This is a genomic window from Arthrobacter agilis (assembly GCF_006494655.1).
Taxonomy (GTDB): Bacteria; Actinomycetota; Actinomycetes; order Actinomycetales; family Micrococcaceae; genus Arthrobacter_D; species Arthrobacter_D agilis.
The window spans coordinates 320934-345938 of record NZ_VHIM01000004.1; the positions used below are offsets into that span (position 1 = coordinate 320934).

Annotated in this window: 29 protein-coding genes and 1 riboswitch; of the genes, 14 read left to right on the forward strand and 15 right to left on the reverse strand. The window is 69.2% G+C overall.

The window, feature by feature from the left end:
- The first annotated feature begins 37 nt into the window (after positions 1–37).
- Positions 38–1408 carry a dihydrolipoyl dehydrogenase family protein gene (locus tag FJV46_RS08415; RefSeq protein ID WP_087028537.1) on the forward strand — a complete coding sequence of 457 codons (1371 nt, stop codon included), beginning with the start codon at positions 38–40 and terminating at the stop codon, positions 1406–1408.
- A 102-nt stretch (positions 1409–1510) separates the two neighbouring features.
- Here FJV46_RS08415 and FJV46_RS08420 read toward each other — a convergent pair whose 3' ends face one another.
- On the reverse strand, positions 1511–2107 hold the full coding sequence (locus tag FJV46_RS08420; RefSeq protein WP_087028539.1) for a nitroreductase family protein: 597 nt from the start codon (positions 2105–2107) through the stop codon (positions 1511–1513).
- Positions 2108–2226: 119 nt separating this feature from the next.
- The gene (locus FJV46_RS08425; RefSeq protein WP_087028541.1) at positions 2227–2859 is read right to left on the reverse strand and encodes a GNAT family N-acetyltransferase; all 633 of its coding nucleotides are present in this window, start codon (positions 2857–2859) and stop codon (positions 2227–2229) included.
- A gap of 209 nt (positions 2860–3068) precedes the next feature.
- Between FJV46_RS08425 and FJV46_RS08430 the strand changes: the two genes are divergently transcribed.
- The 3 genes from FJV46_RS08430 to FJV46_RS08440 all read left to right on the forward strand — a co-directional run bounded on the left by FJV46_RS08430 (position 3069) and on the right by FJV46_RS08440 (position 4288).
- Entirely contained in the window at positions 3069–3407 is a 339-nt protein-coding gene (locus FJV46_RS08430) for a hypothetical protein (RefSeq protein WP_087028543.1), read from the forward strand.
- Positions 3408–3581: 174 nt separating this feature from the next.
- The gene (locus FJV46_RS08435; RefSeq protein ID WP_087028545.1) at positions 3582–3929 is read left to right on the forward strand and encodes a hypothetical protein; all 348 of its coding nucleotides are present in this window, start codon (positions 3582–3584) and stop codon (positions 3927–3929) included.
- A 92-nt stretch (positions 3930–4021) separates the two neighbouring features.
- Positions 4022–4288, forward strand: coding sequence for a DUF6480 family protein (locus FJV46_RS08440; RefSeq protein WP_087028547.1), 267 nt, complete (start codon positions 4022–4024; stop codon positions 4286–4288).
- A gap of 72 nt (positions 4289–4360) precedes the next feature.
- Here FJV46_RS08440 and FJV46_RS08445 read toward each other — a convergent pair whose 3' ends face one another.
- The 3 genes from FJV46_RS08445 to FJV46_RS08455 all read right to left on the reverse strand — a co-directional run bounded on the left by FJV46_RS08445 (position 4361) and on the right by FJV46_RS08455 (position 6368).
- Positions 4361–4687, reverse strand: a complete 327-nt coding sequence (locus tag FJV46_RS08445; protein ID WP_087028716.1) for a PRC-barrel domain-containing protein — start codon at positions 4685–4687, stop codon at positions 4361–4363.
- A gap of 80 nt (positions 4688–4767) precedes the next feature.
- Positions 4768–5823, reverse strand: a complete 1056-nt coding sequence (locus FJV46_RS08450) for an iron-siderophore ABC transporter substrate-binding protein (RefSeq protein WP_087028549.1) — start codon at positions 5821–5823, stop codon at positions 4768–4770.
- A gap of 110 nt (positions 5824–5933) precedes the next feature.
- The gene (locus tag FJV46_RS08455; RefSeq protein ID WP_087028718.1) at positions 5934–6368 is read right to left on the reverse strand and encodes a ChaB family protein; all 435 of its coding nucleotides are present in this window, start codon (positions 6366–6368) and stop codon (positions 5934–5936) included.
- Positions 6369–6617: 249 nt separating this feature from the next.
- Between FJV46_RS08455 and FJV46_RS15695 the strand changes: the two genes are divergently transcribed.
- Positions 6618–6743, forward strand: a complete 126-nt coding sequence (locus FJV46_RS15695; protein ID WP_256940812.1) for a hypothetical protein — start codon at positions 6618–6620, stop codon at positions 6741–6743.
- The gene (locus tag FJV46_RS08460; RefSeq protein ID WP_087028551.1) at positions 6740–7126 is read left to right on the forward strand and encodes a hypothetical protein; all 387 of its coding nucleotides are present in this window, start codon (positions 6740–6742) and stop codon (positions 7124–7126) included. The genes FJV46_RS15695 and FJV46_RS08460 overlap by 4 nt, the downstream gene beginning before the upstream one ends.
- Positions 7127–7204: 78 nt before the next feature.
- Here FJV46_RS08460 and FJV46_RS08465 read toward each other — a convergent pair whose 3' ends face one another.
- Entirely contained in the window at positions 7205–8152 is a 948-nt protein-coding gene (locus tag FJV46_RS08465; protein ID WP_087028552.1) for an ATP-grasp domain-containing protein, read from the reverse strand.
- Between the two features lie 189 nt (positions 8153–8341).
- Here FJV46_RS08465 and FJV46_RS08470 point away from each other — a divergent pair, with 189 nt between their 5' ends.
- The gene (locus FJV46_RS08470; RefSeq protein WP_087028554.1) at positions 8342–9253 is read left to right on the forward strand and encodes a hypothetical protein; all 912 of its coding nucleotides are present in this window, start codon (positions 8342–8344) and stop codon (positions 9251–9253) included.
- A gap of 43 nt (positions 9254–9296) precedes the next feature.
- Here the strand turns inward: FJV46_RS08470 and FJV46_RS08475 are convergent, their stop codons facing one another.
- A complete protein-coding gene (locus FJV46_RS08475) occupies positions 9297–10868 on the reverse strand; it encodes an AbgT family transporter (protein ID WP_087028556.1) in 1572 nt (523 codons plus the stop codon).
- Between the two features lie 57 nt (positions 10869–10925).
- Positions 10926–12245 carry an amidohydrolase gene (locus FJV46_RS08480; RefSeq protein WP_087028558.1) on the reverse strand — a complete coding sequence of 440 codons (1320 nt, stop codon included), beginning with the start codon at positions 12243–12245 and terminating at the stop codon, positions 10926–10928.
- Between the two features lie 174 nt (positions 12246–12419).
- Here FJV46_RS08480 and FJV46_RS08485 point away from each other — a divergent pair, with 174 nt between their 5' ends.
- Positions 12420–12641, forward strand: coding sequence for a hypothetical protein (locus tag FJV46_RS08485; RefSeq protein WP_087028560.1), 222 nt, complete (start codon positions 12420–12422; stop codon positions 12639–12641).
- 24 nt (positions 12642–12665) lie between these two features.
- Here FJV46_RS08485 and FJV46_RS08490 read toward each other — a convergent pair whose 3' ends face one another.
- On the reverse strand, positions 12666–13235 hold the full coding sequence (locus FJV46_RS08490) for a dihydrofolate reductase family protein (protein ID WP_232008506.1): 570 nt from the start codon (positions 13233–13235) through the stop codon (positions 12666–12668).
- A 133-nt stretch (positions 13236–13368) separates the two neighbouring features.
- Here FJV46_RS08490 and FJV46_RS08495 point away from each other — a divergent pair, with 133 nt between their 5' ends.
- The 3 genes from FJV46_RS08495 (at position 13369) to FJV46_RS08505 (ending at position 16267) form a co-directional block, all read left to right on the forward strand.
- The gene (locus FJV46_RS08495; protein ID WP_087028562.1) at positions 13369–15006 is read left to right on the forward strand and encodes an ABC-F family ATP-binding cassette domain-containing protein; all 1638 of its coding nucleotides are present in this window, start codon (positions 13369–13371) and stop codon (positions 15004–15006) included.
- A 45-nt stretch (positions 15007–15051) separates the two neighbouring features.
- A riboswitch (guanidine-III (ykkC-III) riboswitch) is annotated at positions 15052–15117 on the forward strand.
- 10 nt (positions 15118–15127) lie between these two features.
- Entirely contained in the window at positions 15128–15442 is a 315-nt protein-coding gene (locus tag FJV46_RS08500; RefSeq protein WP_087028564.1) for a DMT family transporter, read from the forward strand.
- A 183-nt stretch (positions 15443–15625) separates the two neighbouring features.
- Positions 15626–16267 carry a hypothetical protein gene (locus FJV46_RS08505; protein WP_126130646.1) on the forward strand — a complete coding sequence of 214 codons (642 nt, stop codon included), beginning with the start codon at positions 15626–15628 and terminating at the stop codon, positions 16265–16267.
- A 6-nt stretch (positions 16268–16273) separates the two neighbouring features.
- On the opposite strand, the gene FJV46_RS08510 is transcribed toward FJV46_RS08505, so the two are convergent.
- Positions 16274–17470, reverse strand: coding sequence for a TerC family protein (locus FJV46_RS08510; RefSeq protein WP_087028568.1), 1197 nt, complete (start codon positions 17468–17470; stop codon positions 16274–16276).
- Positions 17471–17584: 114 nt separating this feature from the next.
- On the opposite strand from FJV46_RS08510, the gene FJV46_RS08515 reads away from it, so the two are divergent.
- Positions 17585–18703 carry an alcohol dehydrogenase catalytic domain-containing protein gene (locus FJV46_RS08515; RefSeq protein ID WP_087028569.1) on the forward strand — a complete coding sequence of 373 codons (1119 nt, stop codon included), beginning with the start codon at positions 17585–17587 and terminating at the stop codon, positions 18701–18703.
- Between the two features lie 76 nt (positions 18704–18779).
- Entirely contained in the window at positions 18780–19643 is an 864-nt protein-coding gene (locus FJV46_RS08520) for an aldo/keto reductase (protein ID WP_087028571.1), read from the forward strand.
- 60 nt (positions 19644–19703) lie between these two features.
- Here FJV46_RS08520 and FJV46_RS08525 read toward each other — a convergent pair whose 3' ends face one another.
- From FJV46_RS08525 to FJV46_RS08535, 3 genes are read right to left on the reverse strand one after another with little or no spacing between them, the layout of a single operon-like run.
- A complete protein-coding gene (locus FJV46_RS08525) occupies positions 19704–20366 on the reverse strand; it encodes a cyclase family protein (RefSeq protein ID WP_087028573.1) in 663 nt (220 codons plus the stop codon).
- Positions 20353–21759 (reverse strand): purine-cytosine permease family protein, encoded by a 1407-nt coding sequence (locus FJV46_RS08530; protein WP_087028575.1) that lies wholly within the window; start codon positions 21757–21759, stop codon positions 20353–20355. The genes FJV46_RS08525 and FJV46_RS08530 overlap by 14 nt, the downstream gene beginning before the upstream one ends.
- Positions 21756–22181 (reverse strand): YybH family protein, encoded by a 426-nt coding sequence (locus FJV46_RS08535; protein WP_087028577.1) that lies wholly within the window; start codon positions 22179–22181, stop codon positions 21756–21758. The genes FJV46_RS08530 and FJV46_RS08535 overlap by 4 nt, the downstream gene beginning before the upstream one ends.
- A gap of 159 nt (positions 22182–22340) precedes the next feature.
- On the opposite strand from FJV46_RS08535, the gene FJV46_RS08540 reads away from it, so the two are divergent.
- Complete coding sequence (locus FJV46_RS08540) at positions 22341–23045, forward strand: SDR family oxidoreductase (RefSeq protein ID WP_087028579.1); 705 nt, start codon at positions 22341–22343, stop codon at positions 23043–23045.
- Positions 23046–23074: 29 nt separating this feature from the next.
- Here the strand turns inward: FJV46_RS08540 and FJV46_RS08545 are convergent, their stop codons facing one another.
- Complete coding sequence (locus FJV46_RS08545; protein WP_232008507.1) at positions 23075–23836, reverse strand: YqjF family protein; 762 nt, start codon at positions 23834–23836, stop codon at positions 23075–23077.
- A complete protein-coding gene (locus tag FJV46_RS08550; protein ID WP_232008508.1) occupies positions 23833–24996 on the reverse strand; it encodes a glycoside hydrolase family 26 protein in 1164 nt (387 codons plus the stop codon). Before FJV46_RS08550 ends, FJV46_RS08545 begins: the two co-directional genes overlap by 4 nt.
- Positions 24997–25005 lie beyond the last annotated feature (9 nt).

Below are 25005 nucleotides of genomic sequence, written 5' to 3' on the forward strand. Positions count from 1 at the left end.
GAGCACCCAGCCGCATGGACCGAAGGAGCTCATCCCCATGGACTACACGTTCGACGTCCTCGTCATCGGCGGTGGGCCCGCCGGTATGGCGGCAGCCACACGGGCCGCGGAACTCGGGGCACGCACCGCCGTCGTCGAACGATCGGTGCTCGGAGGAACCTGTGTGAACTCCGGCTGCGTCCCCACGCGTGTCCTTGCGAAAACCGCACGCCTGTTCCGGGAGGTGCGGACGGCCTACGACTACGGGATCGTGGTGGACGAGCCCTCGGTCGACTGGGACCGGACCGTGCAGCGAGTGCGGGCCACCGTCGCGCGTGTCCTCGACGCCAAGGGGTACGGGCCCACGATGGAGCGGCTGGACATCGAGCTCATCGAGGGTGACGCCGAACTCACAGGGGAACACAGCGTCGTCGTCGACGGCCGCGAACTCACTGCTGCGTCGATCATCCTGTGCATCGGAGGGAGCGGGCGCCGGCTGCCCATCGAGGGAGCCGAGCACGCCGTCCTTCCACACGAGGTCCTGGATCTCACGGACCTCCCGAAATCAGTGGCCATCATCGGCGGCGGCCACACCGGAGCGCAGATGACCACGATCTTCGATGCGCTGGGATCCGACGTCCTGCTCCTCGACCTCGCCCCCAGGATCCTCATGACCGAGGACGAGGACGTCGCCACCGCCGTGACAGCCAGTTTCCGCGGCAAGGGCGTCCAGGTGGAGACCGGCATCGGCGGGATCGACAGCATTCGCCGCGAGGGCGGGACGCTGATTCTGACCTGGGAGCGCGACGGCGACCGGCTGACGCGGACGGTGGACGCCGTCATCATGGCCGCGGGCTGGCCGGCGAACCTCTCCGGGCTCGGGCTCGAGGCCGCGGGCGTGGAGACCGCCCGGTCCTTCATCCCGGTGGACGACTATCTGCGCTCGAACGTGCCGTCCATCTTCGTGGCAGGTGACGCCAACGGCAGCAGCATGCTGGTGCAGGCCGCGGTCTTCGAGGGCGAGACAGCCGCGGAGAACGCCGTCCTGGGTGCCACCCGCAGCACCCCGCACCACCTCCTGCCGGAGGGCGGCTTCACCGACCCGGACTATGCCGGAGTGGGCCTGACCGAGGCGAAGGCCCGTGAACGGGATGCCGAGTGCCATGCCGTCACGGTGCCCTACGCCCTGGTGGAGCGGCCCATCATCGACGACCGCGAGCAGGGGTTCCTGAAACTCGTGGTGGACCGGCGGCGCGAACTCATCCTCGGCGCCCACGCGGTGGGCGAGAACGCGGTCGAGGTGGTCACCGCGGTCGCGTCCGCCATGGCAGGCGGGACCGATCTCGCCACCCTCGCGCGGGTGAAGTTCGCCTACCCCACGTACAGCGCGGTCATCGGGCATGCGGCGAGGGCGGCCCTGCGAGGCTGAGGACCCCGCGAACCCCTCGCCCGCGGTGCGTCGTCCGACTGCGTCCGATGGTCCTCGGGGCGCCCCCGCACCGGCCACGCGTCGTGGCCGGTACGGCACGGGCTAGGCGCGCAGGAGGACGATCTCCTCGAGCGGCAGACGTGTGCGCGGTGCCGCCTCGCGCTCGGCCAGTGCAGCAGGGAGATCCGCCGCGTCCGCGAGTGTACCCACGGCCGTGACGGTCAGGGGCTTGAGGTTCTCGGTGAGCTCGAACGCCGCGATGATCCTGTCCCACTCGACCCCGGCCATCTGATGGGTGACGAGCCCCTCGCTCTCGGCCTGCACACTCAGGTGCGCGATGGCCGCGCCCAAATCGTATTCGGCGTAGGGACGCTTGTCGCCGTCCACAGTGGACGTCTCGGCGACACCGACGATCAGGGCCGAGGCCCGGTCCGCCCAGGCGGCATTGAAGCCGACGAGGGCGGAGACGATCGAGCTGAAGGCGGCGGTACCGCGCCTGGCGACGATGAAGCGACGGGGTTGGTGGTTGCTCGCGGAGGGCGCCCAGCGCGCTGCCTCCAGCAGCGCGTCGAGCTGCGCGTCGGTGATCACGGCGTCGGCGTCGAACGAACGCGGACTCCAACGCCGCGCGAGTGCGTCGACGATGGGTACGCGGGTATCAGCGAGGCGGGGGGTCTCGGTGGCAGGACTGAGGGACATGGTGCTCCTGTGCTCGTCGGATCGGATCGGCGCGCCATCGGGCCTCAGCTCCCACAACACCCCGCCGGGCCGAGTCATTCCGGCGGGGAACCGGCAGGGAACCGGCAGAAGAGCCCGTGCTACCGCGGCATCCGCGCCAGGAGGCGGTACTGCGGGTTCTGCTCGATGAACGCCTCTGCGGGAGCACACCCGGGCACCACGCTGAGTCGGCGCTTGTGCGCGTTGAGCATGGCGTGCCGCAGCAACACCCGACCGAGGCCCCTGCCTTCGAAGCCGGGCTTCTCGACGAGGGCACGCAGGGTGAGCTGCCCGCCGAGCATGGAATAGCGGAGATACGCGGCGAGGGACCCGTCGAAGTACAGCTCGAAACGGGAGGTGAAACCCGAGTCCTTGAACACCTCGCGGAGCCCCGGTCCGTCCCCGCGCGCGGCGATCCGGCGTGAACGGTCCTCGATCTCGTCGATGGCTGCCGCGTATCGCTCCGAGGCCTGCAGCGGCGGCCGATCGGAATCGAGGATCCGGAACATCCGGTTGGCAAGGACCCGCAGATCCGCGAGGGACACAGCCGTGAGGTCCGGCATGTCGAGGGCCGCACTCATCCACTGCGCCTCGCGCTCCCGCTTGGTGAGGGGGACGGCGGACGACGACGGGGCCGCAGCGGCGGTGCCGGGGCCGGACGGTACGTGATCGGGGTGCAGGAGAGCTTCGACGTCTGTGCCGGTGAGCTCGGGAAGGGTGATGGGCTCTGTCATGGGGAGGTCCAATGATGGTTGCTCGCCGAAGCCTGCTTCAAGACCGTGGCGTTCCGAACACTAGCGGCCCCCACCCCCAAAAAAAACGAGGAGCCGTCGAGGGGCGGGCGGAGGACAGGGGCCCGCACTCGACGTGGATGGCGCCTGCAGGAATCGAAGATGTGTTCTATTCTGGGAAACGAAAGCGACACCGGAACGGAGGACCCACCATGTCAGCGGAGATCATCGGCATCAATCGTGATCGGCGCACGCTCGACGAACCGGCGGCCGTGCGCTTCGCTCCTTCCGGCCGCCCACTGGCACTCCGATGGCACGGCAGCATCTGGCAGGTCGTCGGCACCCCGACCGCACTGTCGGACGGAGCACCCGAAGCTCCCCGAGCTCCCCGGGTGCGGTCGACAGGACGGCCGACAGGACCGGCGGGCGTGTCGGGCTGGCGGTTCACCGCCCAGACAGGCCCCGCATCACCCGTGCTCGAGTTCTCCCTTCGCAGCGATGCCGGCCCGGAGGCATGGCGACTCGTCGGGGTGCGTGGAACCGGCGACTGACCAGAAGCCCGGTCCTGCGTGCCGCGATCCTGAAGTCCTCGCACCCCTGCCACGGGAGCACCCGCCTGCAGGTCGCTCACGCGGGATGCCGTTCTCCTGCGTGTGACGCACTGCTAAAGTTGGCACACCTGAAAGGCAAGGGTACTTAGTTCCTCACTGACGGCAGGGAAGACAATGGCGACGACCGACAGGAAATTCACGGCGACCGAGGAGTCGACGAGCAAGCATCCTCATGACTGGGGACGGGCCATGGCAGTGGCGATCTGCCGACTCACCGAGATGGCACGGGAAGCCGGCGATCCCGTCCACCACGAAGAGCTCATCGGCGAGGATCTCCACCTCTTCGTCGAGGACACGGACGACGGCGTCAACATCACGATGTCCTGGACGCCGAGGGAGCGGACGGAGCCTCCCGCTGACAAGGCGACGAGCGACGACGGCCCCGACGAGGAATCGGAGCACAGCGCAGCAGGCCAGCGGTTCGATCCCACCGGTGGCAGCACCGCAGGGGTCGGCCAGTAGGGGGGGCTGAGCGGCCCGGCAGATCGCTAAGTAGACTGATGATTTCCGGAGTAGGGTGGTGAAGGAGACCGACCCAACCCCTGGAGGACAGCATGAGCGAAAACCGTCCCGACCCTTCGAACGCAGGCAACCCCGACCCGGAGGCCGGCAACGTCACCGGACTCGAGCCAGGAGGCGGAGTCCCGCCGGGAGAGACTCCACCGGCGGAGGCCAGCACCACCTGGCAGCAGGGACACGCGGAGGACGAGGGGACGTCGAAGGGTTTCCCCGCCGTCTGGCTGGGGATCATCGGGTTGATCGTGCTCCTGGTCCTCGTGTTCATCATCGGCAACATCGTCGGGATCTTCCAGATGTTCTGATGCCCCGACCGTGTATGCAGGAAGCCCCTCTCCGCCCGTAGGCGGAGAGGGGCTTCGTGTGTGCGGCAGGGATCAGGCAGTCGTCGCGTCGTCCCTCAACCGGTAGTAGTCGATCAGCGCGGACTCCTCCTCGGGGGACAGCTCCGCACTGTTGACGAATCCCGGGGCGTCCGTGATGAAACTCTTCGTCCAGGCCAGGTGGAGATCGTCGCCCTCGAAGCGTGAGTTCGCGAGGGGGACGAAGTGCTTGCGCGAGTTGAGCAGTCCGAGCGACACCGTGACCCACGCGGGAATTCCCGACTCCTTCTCGAGGTGCACGTCGTTCACGTCGCCGAGCTTCTTCCCCTTGCTGTCCCAGGCGGTGGCTGCCTGGAGTTTGTTGATCTCTGCCTGAGACATCGGATTCCCTTCGTGGACTGCGTGCGGGTCGTCTTCCATTCCAGCCCAGATAGGGCCTGAGGGCAATCAGGAACCGGCCGTCAGGCCTGGTCGGCCGCCTCGCCCAGCATGGGCAGGAAGCGATCCAGCGCCCAGACGAGGCTGAGCGGATTGGCGGCAGAGATCGAGAGCGTGAGCGTGTTGTCGCTGTCCGCGACGAGAGCACCGCTCTTGACCGCGGGGATCTGGCCGAGGAGGGGATCACCGGCGATGGCCTCCTTGGTGCCCTCGTCGGGCACCCAGGTGACGAAGATGTCGGAATCGAGTTCGTTGGCCCGCTCCGCCGACCAGGGAATGAAGAACTCGGTGGAATCCTTGGTGTTGTCCGTGACCACGTCGGCCTGCACCATGCCGAGTTCGGTGAGGAACCGGGGGCGATTGTCATTGGCGGTGTAGACATTGACGCCTTCGGCACTGGCCGGCTCGAGGTTGCCGTAGATGAAGGTCTTGCCCTCGAGCTGCGGGTAGTCGGCGGCGGCATCGGCGATCGTCTGCTCCGTTTCGGCGACGAGCTCCTCGGCGTCCTCGGACATGCCGAGCGCCTCTCCAATGATGCGCGTCGAGTCCTGCCAGGCCGTGCCGTAGGCGACCTCGGGATAGGCGACCACGGGTGCGATCTTGCTGAGGGTGTCGTAGTCCTCCTGTGAGAGCCCGGAGTAGGCCGCGAGGATGACGTCGGGATCGGTGGCTGCGATGTCGTCGAACGCGATGCCGTCCGTCTCGGAGTACTGCGCCGGAGCGTTGTCCGTGCCGATCGCGGCGTCGAGCTCTTCGAGCCGCGCATCCTTCCAGGGCGTGGACCCGTTCTCGTTGCCACCATAGGAGTCGATGGGCATTCCCACGGGAACCACCCCGAGGGCGAGGGACACATCGGCGTTGACCCACGACACCGTCGCGACGCGCTCGGGCTGTTCCTCGATGGTGGTCTCCCCGAAAGCGTGCTCGATCGTGACGGGGAAGGCCCCCGCGGCTGCGGAGGCGCTGCTCCCACTGCCGGCGGTCGAACCACCGTCGGCCGGACCTGTGGAGCAGGCGGAGAGGGAGAGGACGGCGACGGCGGCAGCGGCGATCAGTCCGCGCAGGCGTGAGGGGGCCATGAGGCTCCTTGACTTCGATGGCCTCTGGGAGGCCGGGGACGGGGTAGAAGTAAGGCTAGCCTAAGGGCGGTTCGATTAGGAAATGCTTTTGTTGCGTAATAGGTAGGCGCCTACTTCTCTCTCGCCTTGCGCGTCTCGCGGTCATTCGCCTTCTGCAGGGCCGTCACGAGCTGGTCCTTGGTCATGGTGGAGCGGCCCGGCACATCGAGCTTCCGCGCGAGGTCGTAGAGGTGCTTCTTCGACGCGTTGGCGTCCACACCGCCGGCCGTCGGTGTGGCGTCGGAAGCGCTGTCGGCTCCCTGACCGGCCGCCTGGTCGTCCGACGGGCCCTTCGACCCCTTCGCCTCCCAGTGGTCTCCCACTTTCTCGAAGCCGTGCTTGAGCGAGGCGAAGGCCGTGCGGCGTGCTCGTTGGCCGTCGCCGTACTGGTCCTCCGCCGAGTCGAGGGTCGCCGCGAACGTGTCCTGGGCCTTCACCTCCGAGCGCTGGAGCGTACTCGGGAGCGTCTCCGCCTTGACCTTGCCGTCCTTCGTGAAACGGGACATCGCTACTTCCTCGTCGTCGTCGTGCTCGATCCGGGCCACCCCGGTCCTGCCCGCGCCGGGCGCCGATGGTCTTGTTGTGCCGAAGATACCCTGTCCCGGCGGGGTCGTGGGGTCCGGAGGGATGTCGGTGCAGGCCTTCCGCTTTCACCATCCCGGAGGTCGGCCTGCGCAGGCGACCTCGGCCGTTCTTGAGACTTCCTCGTGTGTCTCATGGGTACGAACCGTCGGTCGATACCCCAGACTGGATGTATGACCCTGCTCGACCGCCCTCGTCCATCACCGGCCATCCGCGCCACCGGTCGGACCGGGACCCTCGACCAGAAACCGGCATCCTTCCGGCACATGGCCACCGCCATCAGCGGCGGCGCCGCGTGAAGCCGCCGTTCGATCACGGAACCTACGACAAGCTGGTCGATGCACTCGGATCGCAGGATCTCGCTGCGGCGTTCCTCGACTCGTTCACCTCGATGCTCGAGAGCCGCATCCGCCGCATCGAGCAGGCGCTGATCACGCAGGATCGCGAGGAGGCCATCACGGCGCTCCTGAGCCTGCGCTCCAGCGCCTCGATGGTCGGTGCGGCCCAGCTCGAGGAATCGACGACCAAGGCCCTGGCCGGTGAGCGGATCGAGAGCACACCCGTCGGCCCGCTCGTGCGGAAGCTGCAGGGCCAGGCCGACCTGTTCACCAGGGCCACGCTCCAGCTGAGCCGTACCGACGCGGCTCCGCAGGCCGTTCGAGGTGCCCGGAAGAGAGCCTGACCCGCTGCGACCGGCGTCCCGGCACCCCGGGCTGCTCGTCAGGTCGTCTGCTCGTCTGCTCGTCAGCTCGTCAGCTCGTCAGCCGAGGGTCTTGAGATATCTGACCAGTTCGCGTGGGGCCGAAGCAGGCGCCACCGCCTCGACCGCGGCGTTGTAGTTGGTGTTCGTGTTGACGTCGTAGGTCAGCACGCGGCCGTCGGCGGTCTCGATGAACTCGATGCCGCACACCTCGAGGTTGTTGAGCCGGGCGAACTGCTCGAACTGTGCCACCAAGCGGTGGTCGATGTTCTGGCGGAGGGCGAAGAGCTGCTGGTCCGGCTCGGGCGCGATGGTCGCGCCCGGCGGCATGATGGGGCGGCCCGTGTGCGGGTCGATCGCGCACGCATCCGCAGGGCACAGCTGGAATCCGCCCCGGGCGGTATCCGCCGTGATCGCATAGACGAATCGCCCGCCCACGATCTCGGCACGTGTGATGAACGGCTCGGCAGCCTGGATGAACTCCTGCACCAGTGTGATGCCGTCCGCCGGCTCCTCGAACCCGTCCGAGCCGACGTACTCGGCCAGCTCGTCGTGGGACTCGAACTTCCGGACGCCGAGCCCCTTGCCACCCTGGTTGTGCTTGACGATGAACGGAGCCTCGAAGCTCTCCGCGGCCTCGAGGATCCGGTTGCGCCCCACCGCCGCGATGGTGCGCGGCGTGTCGATGCCTGCAGCCTTCAGCGCGGTCAGCTGGTCCACCTTGCTCATCTCGAGTTCGAGCACACGGCGGCCGTTGACCGTCCGCCGACCGTGCGCCTCGAGCCAGGAGAGGACCGATCGGGCGTAATCCTTGGACAACCCGTGGTCCCGCGTGTGCGCCGAGGCGCTGATGCGGGACCAGAAGATGCCTTCAGGCGGCACGGAGTCCAGATCCAGCACGCCGTCGGTGAGCAGCCACTCCACCACGTCGACTCCCTCGGCCTCGAAGGCGCGGGCGAAGGGCGGGAACCATTCGGGGTTCTCGTGCAGCGCGTAGACCGTGGTCACGGGGGTTCCTTCCGATGGGCGAGCGGGTCTCTGGGGTAACCGGTTCGCCAGGGCCGCTATTCCGACGGCGGTCCCGAGACCCGCGTCTGCGGACGGTCGCCGGGTCGGGACCGAGGCGCTAGGGTCGAGTCCGAGACCGGCCGATGCCGCTCGGACGTGGCCCGGCGCTGGCCGGCGGGAGGGGACACCATGCAGCGGACCGGCAGGGGCTGGACGTGGGAGCTGTGGATCGTGCTCGGAGGAGTTCTCGCGGCGTCCGCCGGCGCGGTGCTGCTGGGTCGCAGCGTCGAGCAGCACACGGCGAGTTTCGGCTGGTTCGCCTACGCCCCGCTCTCCTCCGGGACGCTCTCCCCTGCGTCGGGTGTGCCGACCGCCGGTGAGCTGTTCGGCTACGGGATCGCCGTCGTCGGCTTCACCATCCTCGCGTGGACCCTCGGCTTCCGGGTGAGCCCTCGGGCCGCACCGGCACTGCCCGTCGCTGCTTCCCGACGACTGCGTGTCGCGGCCTCCTGCCTCGCGGGCGCCGCTCTCCTCCTGGTGCTCGGTGGCGGGGCGCTCCTCGCAACCGCCCCGCCGTCCGTGCCCTTGCTGGGGCCGCTGGCGGAGCCGGGCCTCGAGGTCAGCAGCGCCTACGGGTCCTCCCTCGTGGTCGCGTACGACGGCGGATCGGGCTCCCCGTGGATCCCGGGGGTGGTCCTGCTCCTCGTCGGCCTCGGCACGAGCGCGACGGCGCTCGGCCGGCGCGCAGGCCGTGGTCCAGGAGGCAAAGGCCCAGAAGGCAAGGGTCCAGGACCAGGAACCGTTGGGCAGGGCATCGGCGCGCCCGGAGGCAGCGACGACGGAACGGACGGCGCCGGCGCGGTGGGTGCGATGAGCACCCGATCCCTGCGACCGTTCGCCCTCGGGGGTTCCGGCTGTCTGCTCGTGGGTCTCCTGATCGCACTGGTCGCCGGGCGGACAGGCCGTGAGGTCCTGCCCGCAGCGGGCCTGACCGATCCGGTGACGCTCGGCTGGAGCCTGCTGGTGGTCGGCGTCGCGCTGGGCTCGGGCCTGGCCGGCTACGTCGTGGGCGCGCACCCAGGGGCTGCCCGCCGACCCTGACGGCACGGACGCGGCGAGCCCTTCCCCTACCCCTGGAGGAACCTCAGCCCCTGATGAAGATGCCGTTACCCGGCCCCAGAGGCAGGTCGAGGTAGAAGAAGACCGTGAGGATGGCGACCCAGGCCAGCCAGAACGGCACCACGAACGGCAGCATCCGGGCCATCAGGGTGCCGAGCCCGGCGTTCGGCTCGTACTTCCGGAGCATCGTGAGCAGCACGATCATGTACGGGTTCAGGGGCGTGATGACCTGCGTGGCCGAATCGCCGACGCGGAAGGCGCCCTGGATGAAGGCGGGCTCGTAGCCGAGCAGGGCGAACAGCGGCACGAAGACCGATGCCATGAGGGTCCACATCGAGGAACCCGAGATGATGAACAGATTGAGCACGGAGGCCAGCAGGATGAACGCGATGATCGCCGGATAGCCGGTCAGGCCGATGGCCTCGAGCCCGGTCGCCCCCGCGACGGCGATCCAGGAGCCGATCCCCGACCAGTTGAAGAGCGCGATGAACTGGCCGAGGATGAAGGCCAGCACCAGGAACCCCGCCATGTCCTTGATGGCCTCGCCCATGACGCGCGGGACGTCCCGACCCGTGGTGATGGTCCCCACGATCCGCCCGTAGACGAGGCCGGGAATGGTGAACAGCAGGAAGACGATGAAGACGATCGAGCTCAGCAGCGGCGAGCGCGGGAGGAACCCGCCGGTCTCGTTGCGCCACGGCGACCCGGGCACGAGCACTGCCACCAGTATCGCGAGGACGACGACGGCGCCCGCGATCACGGACCACCGCAGGCCGCGTGCCTCCTCCGGGTCGAGTTCCGCTGTGAGGACCACGGGTGCCGACGCAAGTTCGCCGTCCTCCACCACCTCGTCGACGGGGACGGACTGGCGGGTGAGCCGTGGCTCGAGCACCTTGTCGATGATGAAGCCTGCGATCACGATCAGCACCACCGAGGACACGGCATTGAAGTAGTAGTTGGAGAGCGGAGTGACGGCGGCGCCGGCGTTCGGCAGGTTCTCCGTGACCGCCGTCGTGATCCCCGCGAACAGGGCATCGAGGCTCGTGACCAGCAGATTCGTGGAATAGCCTGCTCCCGCGGCTGCGAAGCCGCCGAGCAGGCCTGCCACCGGGTGGCGCCCCGCCGCCTTGAAGACGAGTGCGACCAAAGGCGGGATGATCACGAACGCGGAGTCGGACATGACCGAGCCCACCACGCCCACGAAGCCGACGGCATACGGCAGCGCCCAGCGTGGCGCTGATCCGAAGACCCGCCGGATGAGCGCCCCGAGGAGCCCGGACTTCTCCGCGACGCCCACGGCGAGCAGGATGGGCAGCACCGTGGCGAGCGGCGGGAAGCCGAGATAGTTGGCGCCGAGGTTCTCCGTCAGCCAGGTGAGACCCTCGGCGGTGAAGAGTCCACGGATGACCGTGGCCTCCTCGGCGCCGGGCACCTGGACGGTCACGTTCGCGAGGGCCATGCCGGTGGTGACCACGGCCGTGATGGCGAACAGGATGAGGAACAGCATGAACGGATCGGGCAGCTTGTTGCCCACCCTCTCCACACCGGTGAGGAAGCGGTCGCCCAACCCGGGGCGGACTGCTGCAGTGGATGACATGCGTTCTCCTTGGCGGTGGGTGCTGCGGATGGGGCGGATGCTGCTGGTCGGGGCGGGTCAGGCGAAGTAGGCCGGCACGTCGATCGCGCCGCCCTGCGCCACGAACTCCTCGTGCACCGCGGCGCGGAGGGACGGGTCGCTCAGGTAGTCGAGGGCGGTCAGGGCGAGCCCGACGGCGCCGTCGAGCGCCCCCTGCTCCGCCGCCTCACTGCGCGCAGCCTCCGCGAAGCCGCGCGTGTGCAGCGCCGTGGCCGGCTCGGCGATGCGGATGAGCGGGTGGATGCCGGGAACGCGATAGCTGACGTTCCCGAAGTCCGTCGACGCGGCCAGGGTGTCCGAGACGACGCCGAGCGGAAGCGGTGAGCGCCCTCGCCGCTGCTGGGCAGCGACCCACCGGCCGGTGAGCGCGGCGTTGGTGCGGATGGGGAGCGACGGCGGATGCTCGTCCCACTGCAGCTCGACCCCCGTCCCCGTCATCAGTGCGGCACCCCGCGCCACGTCCTCGAGCCGTGCGCTGAGGTCCCTCAGCGTGGCCGGCTGCTGGGACCGCGCGTAGAGCTTCAGCACCGCGCGCCCCGGGATGATGTTCGGGCTCTCCCCGCCCTCGGTGATGTTGGTGTGCACGCGGTCCGACGGCGGCAGTTGCTGCCGCAGCAGACCGATACCCTGGTACGCGAGGTTGGCGGCGTCGAGCGCGTTGCGTCCCATAAAGGGCTGCGCGGATGCATGCGCCTCCACCCCCGTGAACGTCATGGTGAGCAGGCGGCGTCCGAGCCACACCTGGTCGGCGAGGTCGTAGCCGTACGGGTGCACCATGACGGCGGCGTCGACGTCGTCGAAGGCGCCGTTGCGTGCCATGACCTCCTTGCCGGAATGTCCCTCCTCTGCCGGCGTGCCGAGGAACACGACGCGGCCGGGCAACCGGCCCGCCACCGAGGCCAGGGCAAGGAACGCTCCGAGTCCGGCCGCGGCGATCACGTTGTGCCCGCAAGCATGGCCGATCTCCGGGAGGGCGTCGTACTCGGCGAGGATCGCGATGGTCGGCCCGCTGTCCGCGGCACCGATCTCCGCGCGCACCGATGTCTCGACCCCGTGGACACCGAGCCGCGCATCGTGGCCGTGGCGGGAGAGCTCCTGATGCAGGAACATCGCGCTGTGATGCTCCCTGAAGGCCGTCTCGGGGTGGGCGTGCAGGTGCTGGACCACGTGCCGCAGACGGTCGGCCACGCGGTCGGCGCCGCGCTCGACGTCGCGGCACAGATCTTCGGGTGCGCCCGTGAAGGTCGAGGGCGTCGGCGCGGCGTGGGCGAGGAGCCGACGCGTGCGGTCGTCGATGGACTGCAGGTAGGCGTGGTCGGGCTCGGAGGGTCGGCTCATTCGAGTAGCTTAGGCAACGATCAGCAGGCTGGGCAGTCCCCGGAGGGAACGCTACGCCGGGTGGTGCAAAAGATAACGCCCCCGAAATATCCCGGCAACACCGCTCGCGAACCATGGAGGCAGCGGGCCGACGGAATCAGCGGCGCGCACCACGCTTACCACCAAGGAGCACGCATGACCGCCACGGCCCTCCCCACCACCGCCCGAATCCTCGATCTCACCACGGTCGGCACCGGGACCGTGGTCGAGGCGCGCCGCAAGAACGAGGTGCATTACCGCGGCTGTGTCGAGGACGCGGCGCCAGGGCTCGGCGTCGTCTGGATCCGCGACGACATGGCCGGCCACCGGGCCATCCTCCACCTCGACGAGTACAGCATCTGGCAGGTCGGCGCCTGAGGTGGCCGTCCGTGCGGCCGGTGATCACCGGGCCACGCGGTAGCGCAGATAGGTCACGCCCGAGCCGAAGGGGCGCTGTTCCACGAGGTCGAGGTCGGTGCGCTGCTCCGCCCGCGGGAAGAACGGGACACCGCCGCCCACGATCACCGGGTACACCCTGATGCGGTACTCGTCGATCAGACCCGACGCAGCGGCGCTCGCTGCCAGGCGCGCGCCTCCGATCGCGATGTCGCCCGTACCCGGTTCCCCGGAGAGCTGCTCGATCTCGTCCGTCACGGCTCCGGAGGCGAGACGCGTGTTCGTGCCGGTCACGGACTGCAGGCTCGTGGAGAAGACGACCTTGCGCAGCTGGTTCCAGACGTCGGCGAACTCCCGTTCCTTCTCATCGAGCGCCCCGTCCCGGCCGACCGTCTCCCAGTAGAGCATCGTCTCGTACAGGTTCCGGCCGAGGAGGTGGACGTCAGCGCCCCGCACCTCGTCGAGGGCCAACTGGAACACGTCGTCGTCCGGGACCGACCAGTCGAAGCGGCCGTCGGGTCCCACGATGTAGCCGTCCAGCGACATGCTCATCGAATATGCCACGGTGCGTGCCACGATCCTCCTCGTTGCTCGGACTCGCGCTCCCGCCGGTCGGGTGCAACGGGATGCGACAGGTGCGTCAGCGTGCTGCCCGAAGGCTACGCCGGGAGCGCCACGAGGACCAGAGCCGCCCTCCTAGACTGGGAGTATGACTGCAACCCTCGTGGCGAAAGACCTGTCCGGGGGCTACGCCCACCGCACCCTGTTCTCGAAGCTCGACCTGACGGTCTCGCCCGGGGACGTCGTCGGTGTCGTGGGAGCCAACGGTGCCGGCAAGACGACCCTCCTCCGCCTGCTCGCCGGAGCCGACGTGCCGATCGCAGGAACTGTCCGCACCACACCGCCCGAGGCCTTCGTCGGCTGGCTCCCGCAGGAGCACGAGCGGCTCGACGGCGAGACGGTGGCGGGTTACCTCGGCCGACGGACCGGCACCACGGCGGCCACCCTCGCGATGGAGGAGGCCGCAGCGGCACTCGGCAGCGGGGCCAGGGGCGCGGACGACGCCTATGCCCTCGCGCTCGACCACTGGATGTCCTCCGGTGCGGTGGACCTCGAGGACAGGATGCCCGCCGTCCTCGCGGATGTGGCCGGCGCGATCGCCCCTGCCACCCCCACCACGGCGCTCTCCGGCGGGCAGCTGGCGCGCGTGGCTCTCGCCGCCCTCCTGCTCAGCCGCTTCGACATCGTGCTGCTCGACGAGCCGACCAACGACCTCGACCTCGCCGGACTCGAACGTCTCGAGTCCTTCATCCGGAACCTGCGGGGCGGTGCCGTCCTGGTGTCCCACGATCGCGAGTTCCTGGCACGCTGCGTGACCACCGTCGTCGAGCTCGACCTGGCGCAGAACCGGGTAGCCGTGTACGACGGCGGGTACGACGCCTTCCTCGAGGAGCGTGCCGTCGCACGGCGGCACGCACGGGAGGCCTACGAGGAGTACGCCGAGAAGAAGCAGGATCTCGTGGGACGGGCGCGGACGCAGCGGGAGTGGAGCTCGCAGGGCGTGCGCAACGCGATGAAGAAGAGCCCCGACAATGACAAGATCCGCCGGAAGGCGAGCGTCGAGTCCTCGGAGAAGCAGGCACAGAAGGTCCGCCAGATGGAATCCCGGATAGCCCGCATGGAGGAGGTGGAGGAGCCGCGCAAGGAATGGCAGCTGCAGTTCACCATCGGGGCCGCCACGCGCTCCAGTTCCGTGGTCGCCACCCTCAACAACGCCTCTGCGACGCAGGGGACCTTCACCCTCGGTCCGGTGTCCCTGCAGGTGAACGCGGGCGAGCGCATCGGCATCACCGGACCGAACGGTGCCGGGAAGTCGACCCTCCTGCGCCTCCTGCTCGGCCACCAGGAGCCCGACGACGGCACAGCCGCCCTCGGCTCCAGCGTGGCGGTCGGTGAGATCGATCAGGCCCGCGGCCAGCTCGACGAGGCCCTACCCCTCGGCGCGGCCTTCGAGGCGCTCGTCCCGGAGATGAGCCAGGGCGAGGTGCGGACGCTGCTGGCCAAGTTCGGCCTCAAGGCGGACCAGGTGCGCGCCGCGGTCGGCTCGCTGTCCCCCGGCGAGCGCACGCGGGCCGGCTTGGCCCTCCTGCAGGCCCGCGGGGTGAATCTCCTCGTCCTCGACGAACCGACCAACCACCTGGACCTGCCCGCCATCGAACAGCTCGAGGACGCCCTCGAGTCCTACACCGGAGCCCTCCTGCTCGTCACCCACGATCGGCGGCTCCTGGAGAACGTGCGGCTCGACGAGCGCTGGCGGGTCGACGACGGTCGCGTCACCGTCGGCTGACCCGCTCCACGCCCGCGCCGGGCAGGTCGTGACACGATGGACGACGAGGCGGGGCCACCCCTCCTCCCGGACGAGGGGTGCCGTACCCGGTGTGCGACAAGACGGCCCGTGGGAGTGCATCATGGCCTGGCTCGTCCTCATCGTCTCCGGTGTCCTCGAAGCCGTCTGGGCAACGGCCCTCGGCCGATCAGAGGGTTTCACACGGTTCGCGCCGACCCTCGTGTTCGGCGTGGCGATCGTCGCCAGCATGGCGGGGCTCGCCTTCGCGATGCGCACCCTCCCCGTCGGGACGGCCTACGCCGTCTGGGTCGGTATCGGCGCGTCCCTCACCGTGGTCTACGCGATGGCTGCCGGGACGGAGCCCGCGTCGCTCCTCAAGATCGTGTTCCTCCTCATGATCGTGGGCGGTGTGATCGGGCTGAAGCTCAGCTCCTGACCGGCCTGCTCGGGGGCGTGCGCCCCGGCCGGCCTGTGCGTAGCTCGCAGCGATCCGGTCGGTCGGTCTTGAGGCACGGGCTCGGCTTGCGCCAAAACTGAGCCTGTCCGACCCTTTCACTTGACCTGCGCCGGAGAAGATCGATGCAGGCCCCGCCTGGAGCCGCCAGGAGGAGTGACCACCATGCAGCACGAGGACACGCTGACCGCGATCGAGTTCGCGGGATTGTCCGTCTACGAGACGTGGATGCACTACTGCAACATGGGTGGCCGGCTGGACTACCTCGAGTTCGACGCCTACCTCCACGGCCTGTATCTCCTCCCCTGCGAGGAGTCCGATGTCGTCTCGCAGTCCGTCAACGAACTCATTGACGACCTCTGCGGCGCCGACGATCCCGGGATGTGCCGTGCGCCGTACTCGACGAACCGCCGCGCCGATACGGGTGGGTTCGTCGACCTCGAGCCCGGCGATGTCGCCTACGACGACGGCGACTGGACGCTCACCGGCATCGGAGCGGGCGGGATGCCCGGGATCGACGACGGCGACTGGCAGCTCGTCTGCGACGGACCGGGCGGGATCGCCGGAATCACCGGGATGCCGGGGACCTCCGGGATCGACGACGGTCCCTTCACGGTTCCCGTGGACGACCTCGCGGGGCCGCACAGCCCCGCGACCTTCGGCTCCCGGTTCCTCTCGGGTGTCGACTTCAGCACCCTGACCGGACGGCCCGGTGTACCGCTGCCCCCCGGCTGCACCCTCGACCTGCTGGGCGAGGTCCTGGACAGCGGCGTGATCGGGCGGATCCTCTCCTTCGATCCGCGGTAGCCGCCCCTATCCGCCGGGTGCCCGCTGCAGGGCGTCGCCGTGCTCCTCGTGTGCCCTCCTGATCAGGTCCATGACCTCGGTCTCGTTGCGGATGAGGCGCCTGAACTTCTCCGGCAGCTTCTTCAGGTCCTGCTCCTCGGCGCACAGCTTCGCGTAGATCTTCTCGCGCTCGGCGAGGTCCGTCTCGTAGGTCAGGTCGAGGTACTCGGCGGCATGGCGCTTCGCACCCGAGACCGCATTCTTGGCCCTGCCCTTGGGACTGAGGACCGAGGCCAGCACCGTCACGATCAGCACACCCAGGATCACGCCGAGGGAGAGCCCCGTGCCGATCTCGACGACGTCGACGTGCTCGCCGTTGTTGATGAAGGGGAGGTTGTTCTCGTGCAGGGCGTGGAGGATCAGTTTCACGCCGATGAAGCCGAGGATCACGGCCAGACCGTAGGAGAGGTAGATGAGGCGGTCGAGCAGCCCGTCGATGAGGAAGAACAGTTGGCGGAGGCCCATGAGCGAGAACGCCGTGGCGGTGAACACGATGAACGTGTTCTGCGTCAGCCCGAAGATCGCGGGGATCGAATCCAGTGCGAACAGGATGTCCGTGGCGCCGATCGCCACCATGACGATCAGCATGGGCGTCAGGACACGCTTGCCGTTCTCCACCGTGAACAGCTTGTCGCCGTCGTAGTGCTCCGAGGCCGGCAGGAAGCGCCGGGCGAGCCGGATGATGGTGCTGTCTCCGCCGTCGTCGTGCCCGCCCGGCTTCAGCAGGTTGCCTGCCGTGAGGAGGAGGATCAGGCCGAAGATGTAGAACACCCAGGCGAAGCTGTTGATGAGGGCGGCGCCCAGGAAGATGAAGCCCGTGCGCGCTATCAACGAGAAGACGATCCCGAAGAGGAGTACCTTCTGCTGATCCGCCCTCGGCACCCTGAAGCTGGACATGATGATCAGGAAGACGAAGAGATTGTCCACGGACAACGCCTTCTCCGTCACGTAGCCCGCGAAGTATTCCGTGCCCATCGTCGCGCCGCCGAAGACGAGCACCCCGACGCCGAAGAGGAGCGCGAGCCCCACGTAGATGGAGGACCAGATGGCCGATTCGCGAAGGGTCGGGGTGTGGGCCTTGCGGACGTGGAAGAAGAAGTCGAACAGCAGCAGCCCCGCGATCCCCGCCACCGTGGCTGCCCAGACGTAGAACGGAACTTCCATGCGCTGGTCTCCTCGTGGGGATTGCCGGCCGGTGTGTGCTCGTAACGGTACTGGCCCCCGCCTAGACTGGCGCCGTCCGCACCTTTATGACGAGGGGATGCCATGAGCCCGACCATGCGAGCCGCGGTGCTGCGCGCCGCGGACCTGCCGGCCCCCTATGCGGACAGCCGGCCCCTCTCCCTGGAGTCCGTCCCGGTGCCGTCGCCGCGCACGGGCGAGGTGCTGGTGCGGGTGGAACGGGCCGGTCTCTGCCACTCCGACCTCTCGGTGATCGACGGGTCACGCGTCCGCCCCCTGCCCATGGCGCTCGGCCACGAGGCGACCGGCGTCGTCGAACGCGTGGGAGACGGCGTGGACGATGTGCGCCCCGGCGACCACGTGGTCCTCGTGTTCGTCCCCTCGTGCGGCTCCTGCCGCGCGTGCTCGGCCGGCCGGCCCGCGCTCTGCTACCGCGGGGCCGACGCCAACGGGACCGGGGACCTGCTGCACGGTCCGGCCGTCCTGGCGACCTCCGAGGGCGAGCGCATCAACCACCATCTCGGCGTGTCCGCCTTCGCCCGGTACGCCGTCGTCGCGCGTGAGTCCGTGGTGGTGATCGACGACGACGTCCCGTTCGACGTCGCCGCGATGTTCGGCTGCGCAGCCCTCACGGGGATCGGCGCCGTGCTCAACACCGCGCACGTCACGGAGGGTCAGTCCGTCGTCGTGTTCGGTCTGGGCGCCGTGGGACTCATGGCTGTGATGGCGGCGGCCCAGGTGGCGGGAACCACGGTGATCGCCATCGATCCGCTGGCCGCCAAGCAGGACCTCGCCCTCCGCTGCGGTGCCCGGCAGGCGGGAAGCCCCGAAGAAGCGGCGGGGCTGGTCGCGGCGGCCACGGACGGTGGCGCCGACGTCGTCATCGAAGCGGTGGGCAGCGGCCGGGTCCTCGAGGCAGGCCTGCAGCTGCTCGCGCGCGGCGGCGCGGTCGTGTCCGTCGGCCTGCCGCACCCGGACCAGCAGATCTCCGTCCAGGCCCTGCAGTTCGCCGGTATGGGACGCCGCCTCCTCGGCTGCTACATGGGCGACGCCGTCCCGGGGCGGGACATCCCCGCCTACCTGGACCTCTGGCGGCAGGGGAAACTCCCCGTCGAGCTGCTCCACACGGACACACGCCCGCTCGATGACCTCAACGAGAGCCTTGACGCCCTCGCCGAAGGACGGGTGGTGCGGCGCATCTTCACCCTCGGCTAGAACTTTGTTGTCATTGGCACCAAATCCTGAAGCGTGCTTACCATTGGGCAGCACGTCTATCCAAAGGAGAACGACAATGCAGCAACGCTCACTCGGCGGTATCCAGGTCGGCTCGATCGGTCTGGGAGGCATGCCCATGTCCATCGAGGGTCGTCCTGACGAGGACCGCTCCATCCGCACCATTCACGCAGCACTCGACGCAGGTGTCACCCTGATCGACACCGCGGATGCCTACCACCGTGACGCGGACGAGGTGGGCCACAACGAGTCCCTCATCGCCAAGGCGCTCGCGAGCTACGGGTCCGACACCTCGGGCATCCTCGTGGCCACCAAGGGCGGGCACCTGCGGCCCGGCGACGGCTCATGGACGCTGAACGGTCATCCGGACTACCTCAAGGAAGCCGCCCGGGCCTCGCTCTCCCGGCTCGGCGGCGACGCCATCGACCTCTACCAGTTCCACCGTCCGGATACCGAGGTCCCCTACGAGGACTCGATCGGGGCACTCAAGGACCTGCTGGACGAGGGCGTGATCCGCATGGCGGGCATCTCGAACGCCACGACGGACCAGATCCGCAAGGCCAACCAGATCCTCGACGGCAAGCTGGTCTCGGTGCAGAACCAGTTCTCCCCGGCATTCCGTTCCAGCCAGGACGAGCTGCGCTACTGCGGCGAGAACGGCATCGCGTTCCTCCCCTGGAGCCCGCTCGGCGGCATCCAGAAGGCCGGCGGTCTGGGCGAGAGCTTCGCCCCCTTCCAGGAGGCCGCGGACAAGCACGGCGTCAGCCCGCAGCAGATCTGCCTCGCCTGGGAGCTCGCGCTCGCACCCACGGTCATCCCGATCCCGGGCGCCTCCCGCCCCGAGAGCATCACGGACTCGGCAAAGGCCTCGGAGCTGCAGCTCTCCTCCGAGGAGATCGACGCACTCTCGGCGACCGCCTGACCGGTTGCTCCACCGGACGCCCGCCCTTCCCTCGGGGGGCGGGCGTCCGTGCGCCGGCGGTCAGCTGTCCAGCTGCAGGGCGACGGCGCGCACCGGAGAGCCGTCCACGCCCGCCAGGGCGAGCGGCAGGACGGACACGACGGGATGTGACCAGTCCACCGCGGCGAGGTTCGCCAGATTCTCGAGGATCAGCCCGCCCTCGCCCTGGAAGCGCGCGTGGAACGGCAGGACGCCCTCGTTCCGCAGGGTGGAATCCGGGTTCAGGGTGTCCGTCCCCATCAGCGTGACCCCCCGAGCCAGCAGGCCATCGGCCACGTCCGCCGCGAGGACCGGGTGGTCGAGGTAGCGCTGCGTTCCGAAGTGCACGGACCAGTCCGTGCGGAAGAGCACCATGGCCGTCTCCGGCCCGCCCTGCAGGCGGTCCACGAGCGGGCCCCGGACGTCCTCCCACGTGATCGTGGCGTGCGGTTCGCGTCCCGTGCAGTCCACCACGATCGCGGGCCCGACCAGCCGACCGAGCTCGATGTCGTCGACCGCAGCACCCCCGGTCACCGAGTGCAACGGCGCGTCCAGATGTGTCCCGGTGTGCGAACCGAGCCGTAGGGATGCCACCTGGTAGCCGTCCTCCTCCACCGTCGCGACGGTGCCCACCGCGACCTCCGGGTCCCCGGGGTACACCTGCATCCCCTTGCGGATCGGCTGGCTCAGATCAACGATCCGCATGGGTCTCCTTTCGTTCCGGCAGATCGAGCAGGTGGGCGTGAGCCCGCTTCGTCCGGTCGATGCGACCGGTGGCGGCAGCCCAACCGAGGTACAGCAGCGCCGACAGCACGAAGGTGGGAATCGTGGCGCCGATCGGACTCGGCACCACGTAGGTGAGCAGGAGGGAGGCACCCGCGCCGGTCAGCCAGACCAGGACTGCGGCGATGTTGACCCCTCCGGTGAACCAGTACTCCCCGCCCCTGCCGCGGAGGATGTCCCGCCCGTAGTGGCGCGCGCGCACGAGGTAGTAGTCGACGAGCATGATGGCGAACACGGGGATGAACAGCGAACCGATCACCACGAGGAAAGCCGTGAACTGGTCGAGGAGCGCGAGCCAGGTGGACCCGAGGATCGAGATCGTCCCGAGGACGATGGCCGTGGGCAGGAACGTCACCCGGCGCGACGGCGCCATGTTGACGACCGACGCCACCATCCCGTAGACCACCATCGTGTTGGTGGCCATGACGGACAGGAAGATCACGAGGGCCAGGGGCGCTCCGAACGCGGCGACGATCACGGTCGGATCGAACGCGAGGGCCTCGCCGCCGTCGAGCACCACATAGCCGATGGCCGTGGCGCCGAGTGTCATCGCCAGCACGGTGGACAGCGTGTAGCCCACTCCCGAGCCGATCATCCCGGCCGCCTGCGTCCGCGCGAGCCTGTTGAACTCCGCGGACAGGACGGTCCAGGAGATGGCTGTGGCGATGACGACGTCGAGCGCCGCCACCGGCGTCCAGCCCGCCTCCGTGTCCTGCGGGATGGCCACGAAATCGGCCGGCCCGTGCGCGAGGAAGGCTGTCACGAAGATGTAGGCCATGAAGGCCAGGATCACGAGGGCCAGCCATGGTTCGACCCGCGCGATTCCCGTGTGGCCGAAGATCGCCAGGCACACCACGAGGAGCTGGCAGAGCACCGAGAACAGGACGGGGCTCGAGAAGCCCGTCGCCTGCTCCACGAGGAAGTTCACGGTCACGCCGGCCAGCATCGCCTGGACCCAGCTCCAGCCCATGAGCGTCACGACATTCGCGGCGACCGGCAGGAAGGAGCCCCGCAGGCCGAAGGAGCCCTTGGTGAGGGACATCGTGGGCAGGCCCGTCCGGGTGCCCATGTTGCCCACGAGCACCAGGACGGAGCCGCCGAGCAGCGTACCCAGCACGATCATCGCGATCGCGGTCCCCCACCCGATCCCGGGCACGAACAGCGTGCCGGTCAGCAGGGTGGTCACCACGAGGTTGGCGGCGAGCCAGATCATGCCCATGCGCGCCGTCCCGAGGGTTCCGCGCAGCGGACCGTAGCCGTCGGACTGCTGGTCGAGGTGGTTGGCGAGGCGCCGGTAGGCGGAGGTCGTGCTCATGCTTCACTCTTCTCGGGGGAGTCGTCGGGGACAGGGCTGAGGTGCTCGTGGACGGCTGTGACGCCGTCCGCACTGCGACGGAACACGATGGTTTCCCGCTCCTGGGTCGTCTCGGCGACACCGCCCGTCGAGGTGGTCGTGCGGACGTCATGGGTGAACACGGCCACGGACCCCATCAGCTGGACGCGCTGATGAGTGCTGACGCAGGCGGTGACCCGCCAGCCCTCGTCGAGCCAACCCGCCCACAGCCGCTCGTAGTCCGCGCGGCTCTCGAGCCGGTGGGGTTCGGTGTGGAACAGGAAGGTGGCGTCCTCGGCGAACCACCCGAAGTAGCCGGCGGTCTCCGTGGCCCCGAATGCGGCGACGAGGGCCGCGGCGGCCTCGAGGACTTCGGGTTCGGTCAGGTGTGCAGTGGTGGTCATGCGGCTACCTCCCGGCATTTGGTTGCCCCCCGGTCAACAGATGTTGTCCACCAGAGTCTGTGTGATCCGCACAACACGCGTCAACCCCGCCCCGCTCCACGGGTCCCGACCGTGCAATCCGACGCCGCGTCCCGCCCGCGGCGTTGCTAGGGTGACCTCATGTCCCAGCACCCCGTCGCCCTCATCACCGGCGCGTCGCGCGGCATCGGCCGCGCCATCGCCGACGAGCTCGCCTCCACCCATCACCTGCTCCTCGGCGGGCGCGATCTCGCTGCGCTCGCCGACCTCTCGTCGTCGTTCCCGTCCGCTGAACCGTTCGCTGCGGAATTGCGCGATGCGGGACAGGTGGCGGCCGCGGTGGCCGGCATCCCCCGGCTGGACGTCCTCGTCCACTCGGCGGGCGTCCTGCGCATGGGTTCCGTCGGCGACCTGCCCGACGAGGCCTGGCGTGAGAGCTTCGAGGTGAACGTCTTCGCGGTGGCTTCCCTGACGCGTGCCCTGCTGCCCGCGCTGCGTTCAGCGCGGGGCCAGGTCATCGCGATCAACAGCGGCTCGGGCTACTCCTCGGGTGCAGGGTCCTCGGTCTACAGCGGGACGAAGTTCGCGCTGCGCGCCCTGACGGACGCGCTGCGCGAGGAGGAGCGGGAGCACGGCGTACGGGTCAGTTCCATCCACCCGGGCCGCGTCGCGACCGACATGCAGGAGGAGCTGCATGCCTGGGAGGGCAAGGACTACCGCCCCGACGCCTGGATCCGGCCGGACCAGGTGGCCAGGGCCGTCCGGCTCGCGGTCGACGCGAGCCCGGAATCGACGATCGAGACGCTGAGCATCCGCCCGTCCGGCATCACCCTCGACCACGCCTGACGCAGCCCGTCATCCCTGGGGACCTCCGGTCACGGGCCGGCGACCACACGCGGCCTGCCGAACTGCGTCTGCACGCCGGGAGAGAAGAGCACGGACGCGGGCGGGCCCTCGACGCGGAGGCCCGCCGCCCCGAGGAGTCCGTCGTCGAACTCCGTCAGCGCTGCCGGATGAAGCGGCCAGGGCGTATGCGTGTTGGGGATGTAGAGGGTGCGGCCGGCAAGACAGCTGTGCAGGCCGAACCGCGCGGTCAGCTCCAGGGACAGCGGGTCGGCCGCCGTTCGTGCGGTGTCGGGGCGGACGGCGAACCGAGAGCTCGCCTGGCGCCTGTACCGCACGACGTCGTACCCGTACTCCCGCTGCCCGCCCTCCCCCCGCGTCACGGGTGAGCACCTGGACCAGACGTAGGGGATGCCGCCGCCGCGCGCGGCGATCACCACGGCCAGTCGCGAGGCGTCGAGGGTCACGAAGACCACCCCCCGCGTGCCGTCCGGGCCGCGCGAGTAGAGCCGTACGTTGACCTCGGTGAAGGACCCGAAGTACGGAACCGGCAGTCCCCGCCCCAGGCCTGCGCCGACCATGCGGAAGCCGATGAGCCCTACCCACGATGTGCCGTCCACGATATCGGGCACGACGCCGGGGGGCATGTAGCGCTCGACGGCCGCGGCCTCGATCCGCCAGTGCAGGAACACGGCGTCGGCCCAGCCCTGGTCCATGATGATCGGTCGGGGCAGGTCGGGGGCGAGATGCCAGGCAGGATCGCGTGGTCCGTCGATGTGCTGGAAGTCCGTCATGTGATCGGCTCTCCGCAGGTGGCGGGTTCCCCCGCGAAGCGGTACCAGGAGGGCAGCGCCGCCCTGAACTCGTCGCGGATGGCGGGGTCCTCAGCCACCGTCCAGTCCACGGCGGCTCCGACCTCGGGCTCCACCTTGTTCCACTCGAACCAGTTGACCATCCTCAACTCGGGGAAGCGCTCACGGACGGCGGGATCGAACACCTGCGCCCACCAGGCGCGCTTGATGTTGATCGTCCGCAGGTCGCCGATGTCGTCGGTCACGAGCGCCGCCGTCTCGGGGATGGCCACGGGCTTCCCGTGGCCCACGGCGTAGTCGGCATAGAAGTCCGGGATCATCGAGCCGTCACCGTTCTTCCCGTTGTAGGTGCCGGTGAGTTGGTCGATGAACTTGCCGTCCTCCGGCATCTCGCTCTCCCCCCAGGGGTAGGTGGAGCCCCAGTGGTAGAGGGACATGCCCACCCAGTCCACGACGTCGTCGCCCGGGTAGTAGGGCGCGTAGGGGTCGTCCGCAGCGGTCAGCTCGCCGTCGGCCGTCGTGTCGAGCGCCTCGAAGCCATCCGTGCCCGGCAGCGATTCGTAGGTACCACCGGCAAAGGGATAGCCGCCGGCGTAGTTCGGAGCCCACATCATCGCGGATCCGGGGGCCTGCGCGTGGACGGCGTCGGCCACGCGCCGGAAGGCGGCGATATAGGCGTCAGGCTGCTGACCCCACGGGTACCAGGAGCCGTTCATCTCGTGGGCGAACCGGACGATGACCGGGACCCCGTTGGCGTTGAACCGCTCGAGCATGGCGGCGAGATCGTCCGCCCGCTCAGCCGTCACCGGTGCCAGGCCCTGCTGCGGTTCGAGGGTCAGCAGGAGTATCCCGCCGTCCTGCCGGACCTGCTCCGCCGCGGCGGCGATGAGCTCCGGGTCCTCGTCGGAGAACGGGAAGTCCGCGAAGGAGACCGCCACCGCCGGGCGTTCACCGAGCTTGTCGGTGTACTCGGCGAGCGTCTCCTTGCCCCATTCGAGATTCACGCCCATGAGCGTGCCGTCCTCCGGTGCGAGATGACGGCCGTCGATCGGGTCACACACGACGGCGGCCGGATTGATGTTGCAGGCGCAGAGCGTCAGCAGGAGCAGGGCGACGAGCGCACGGGAGAGGGTTGAGACCACCCCGCCAAT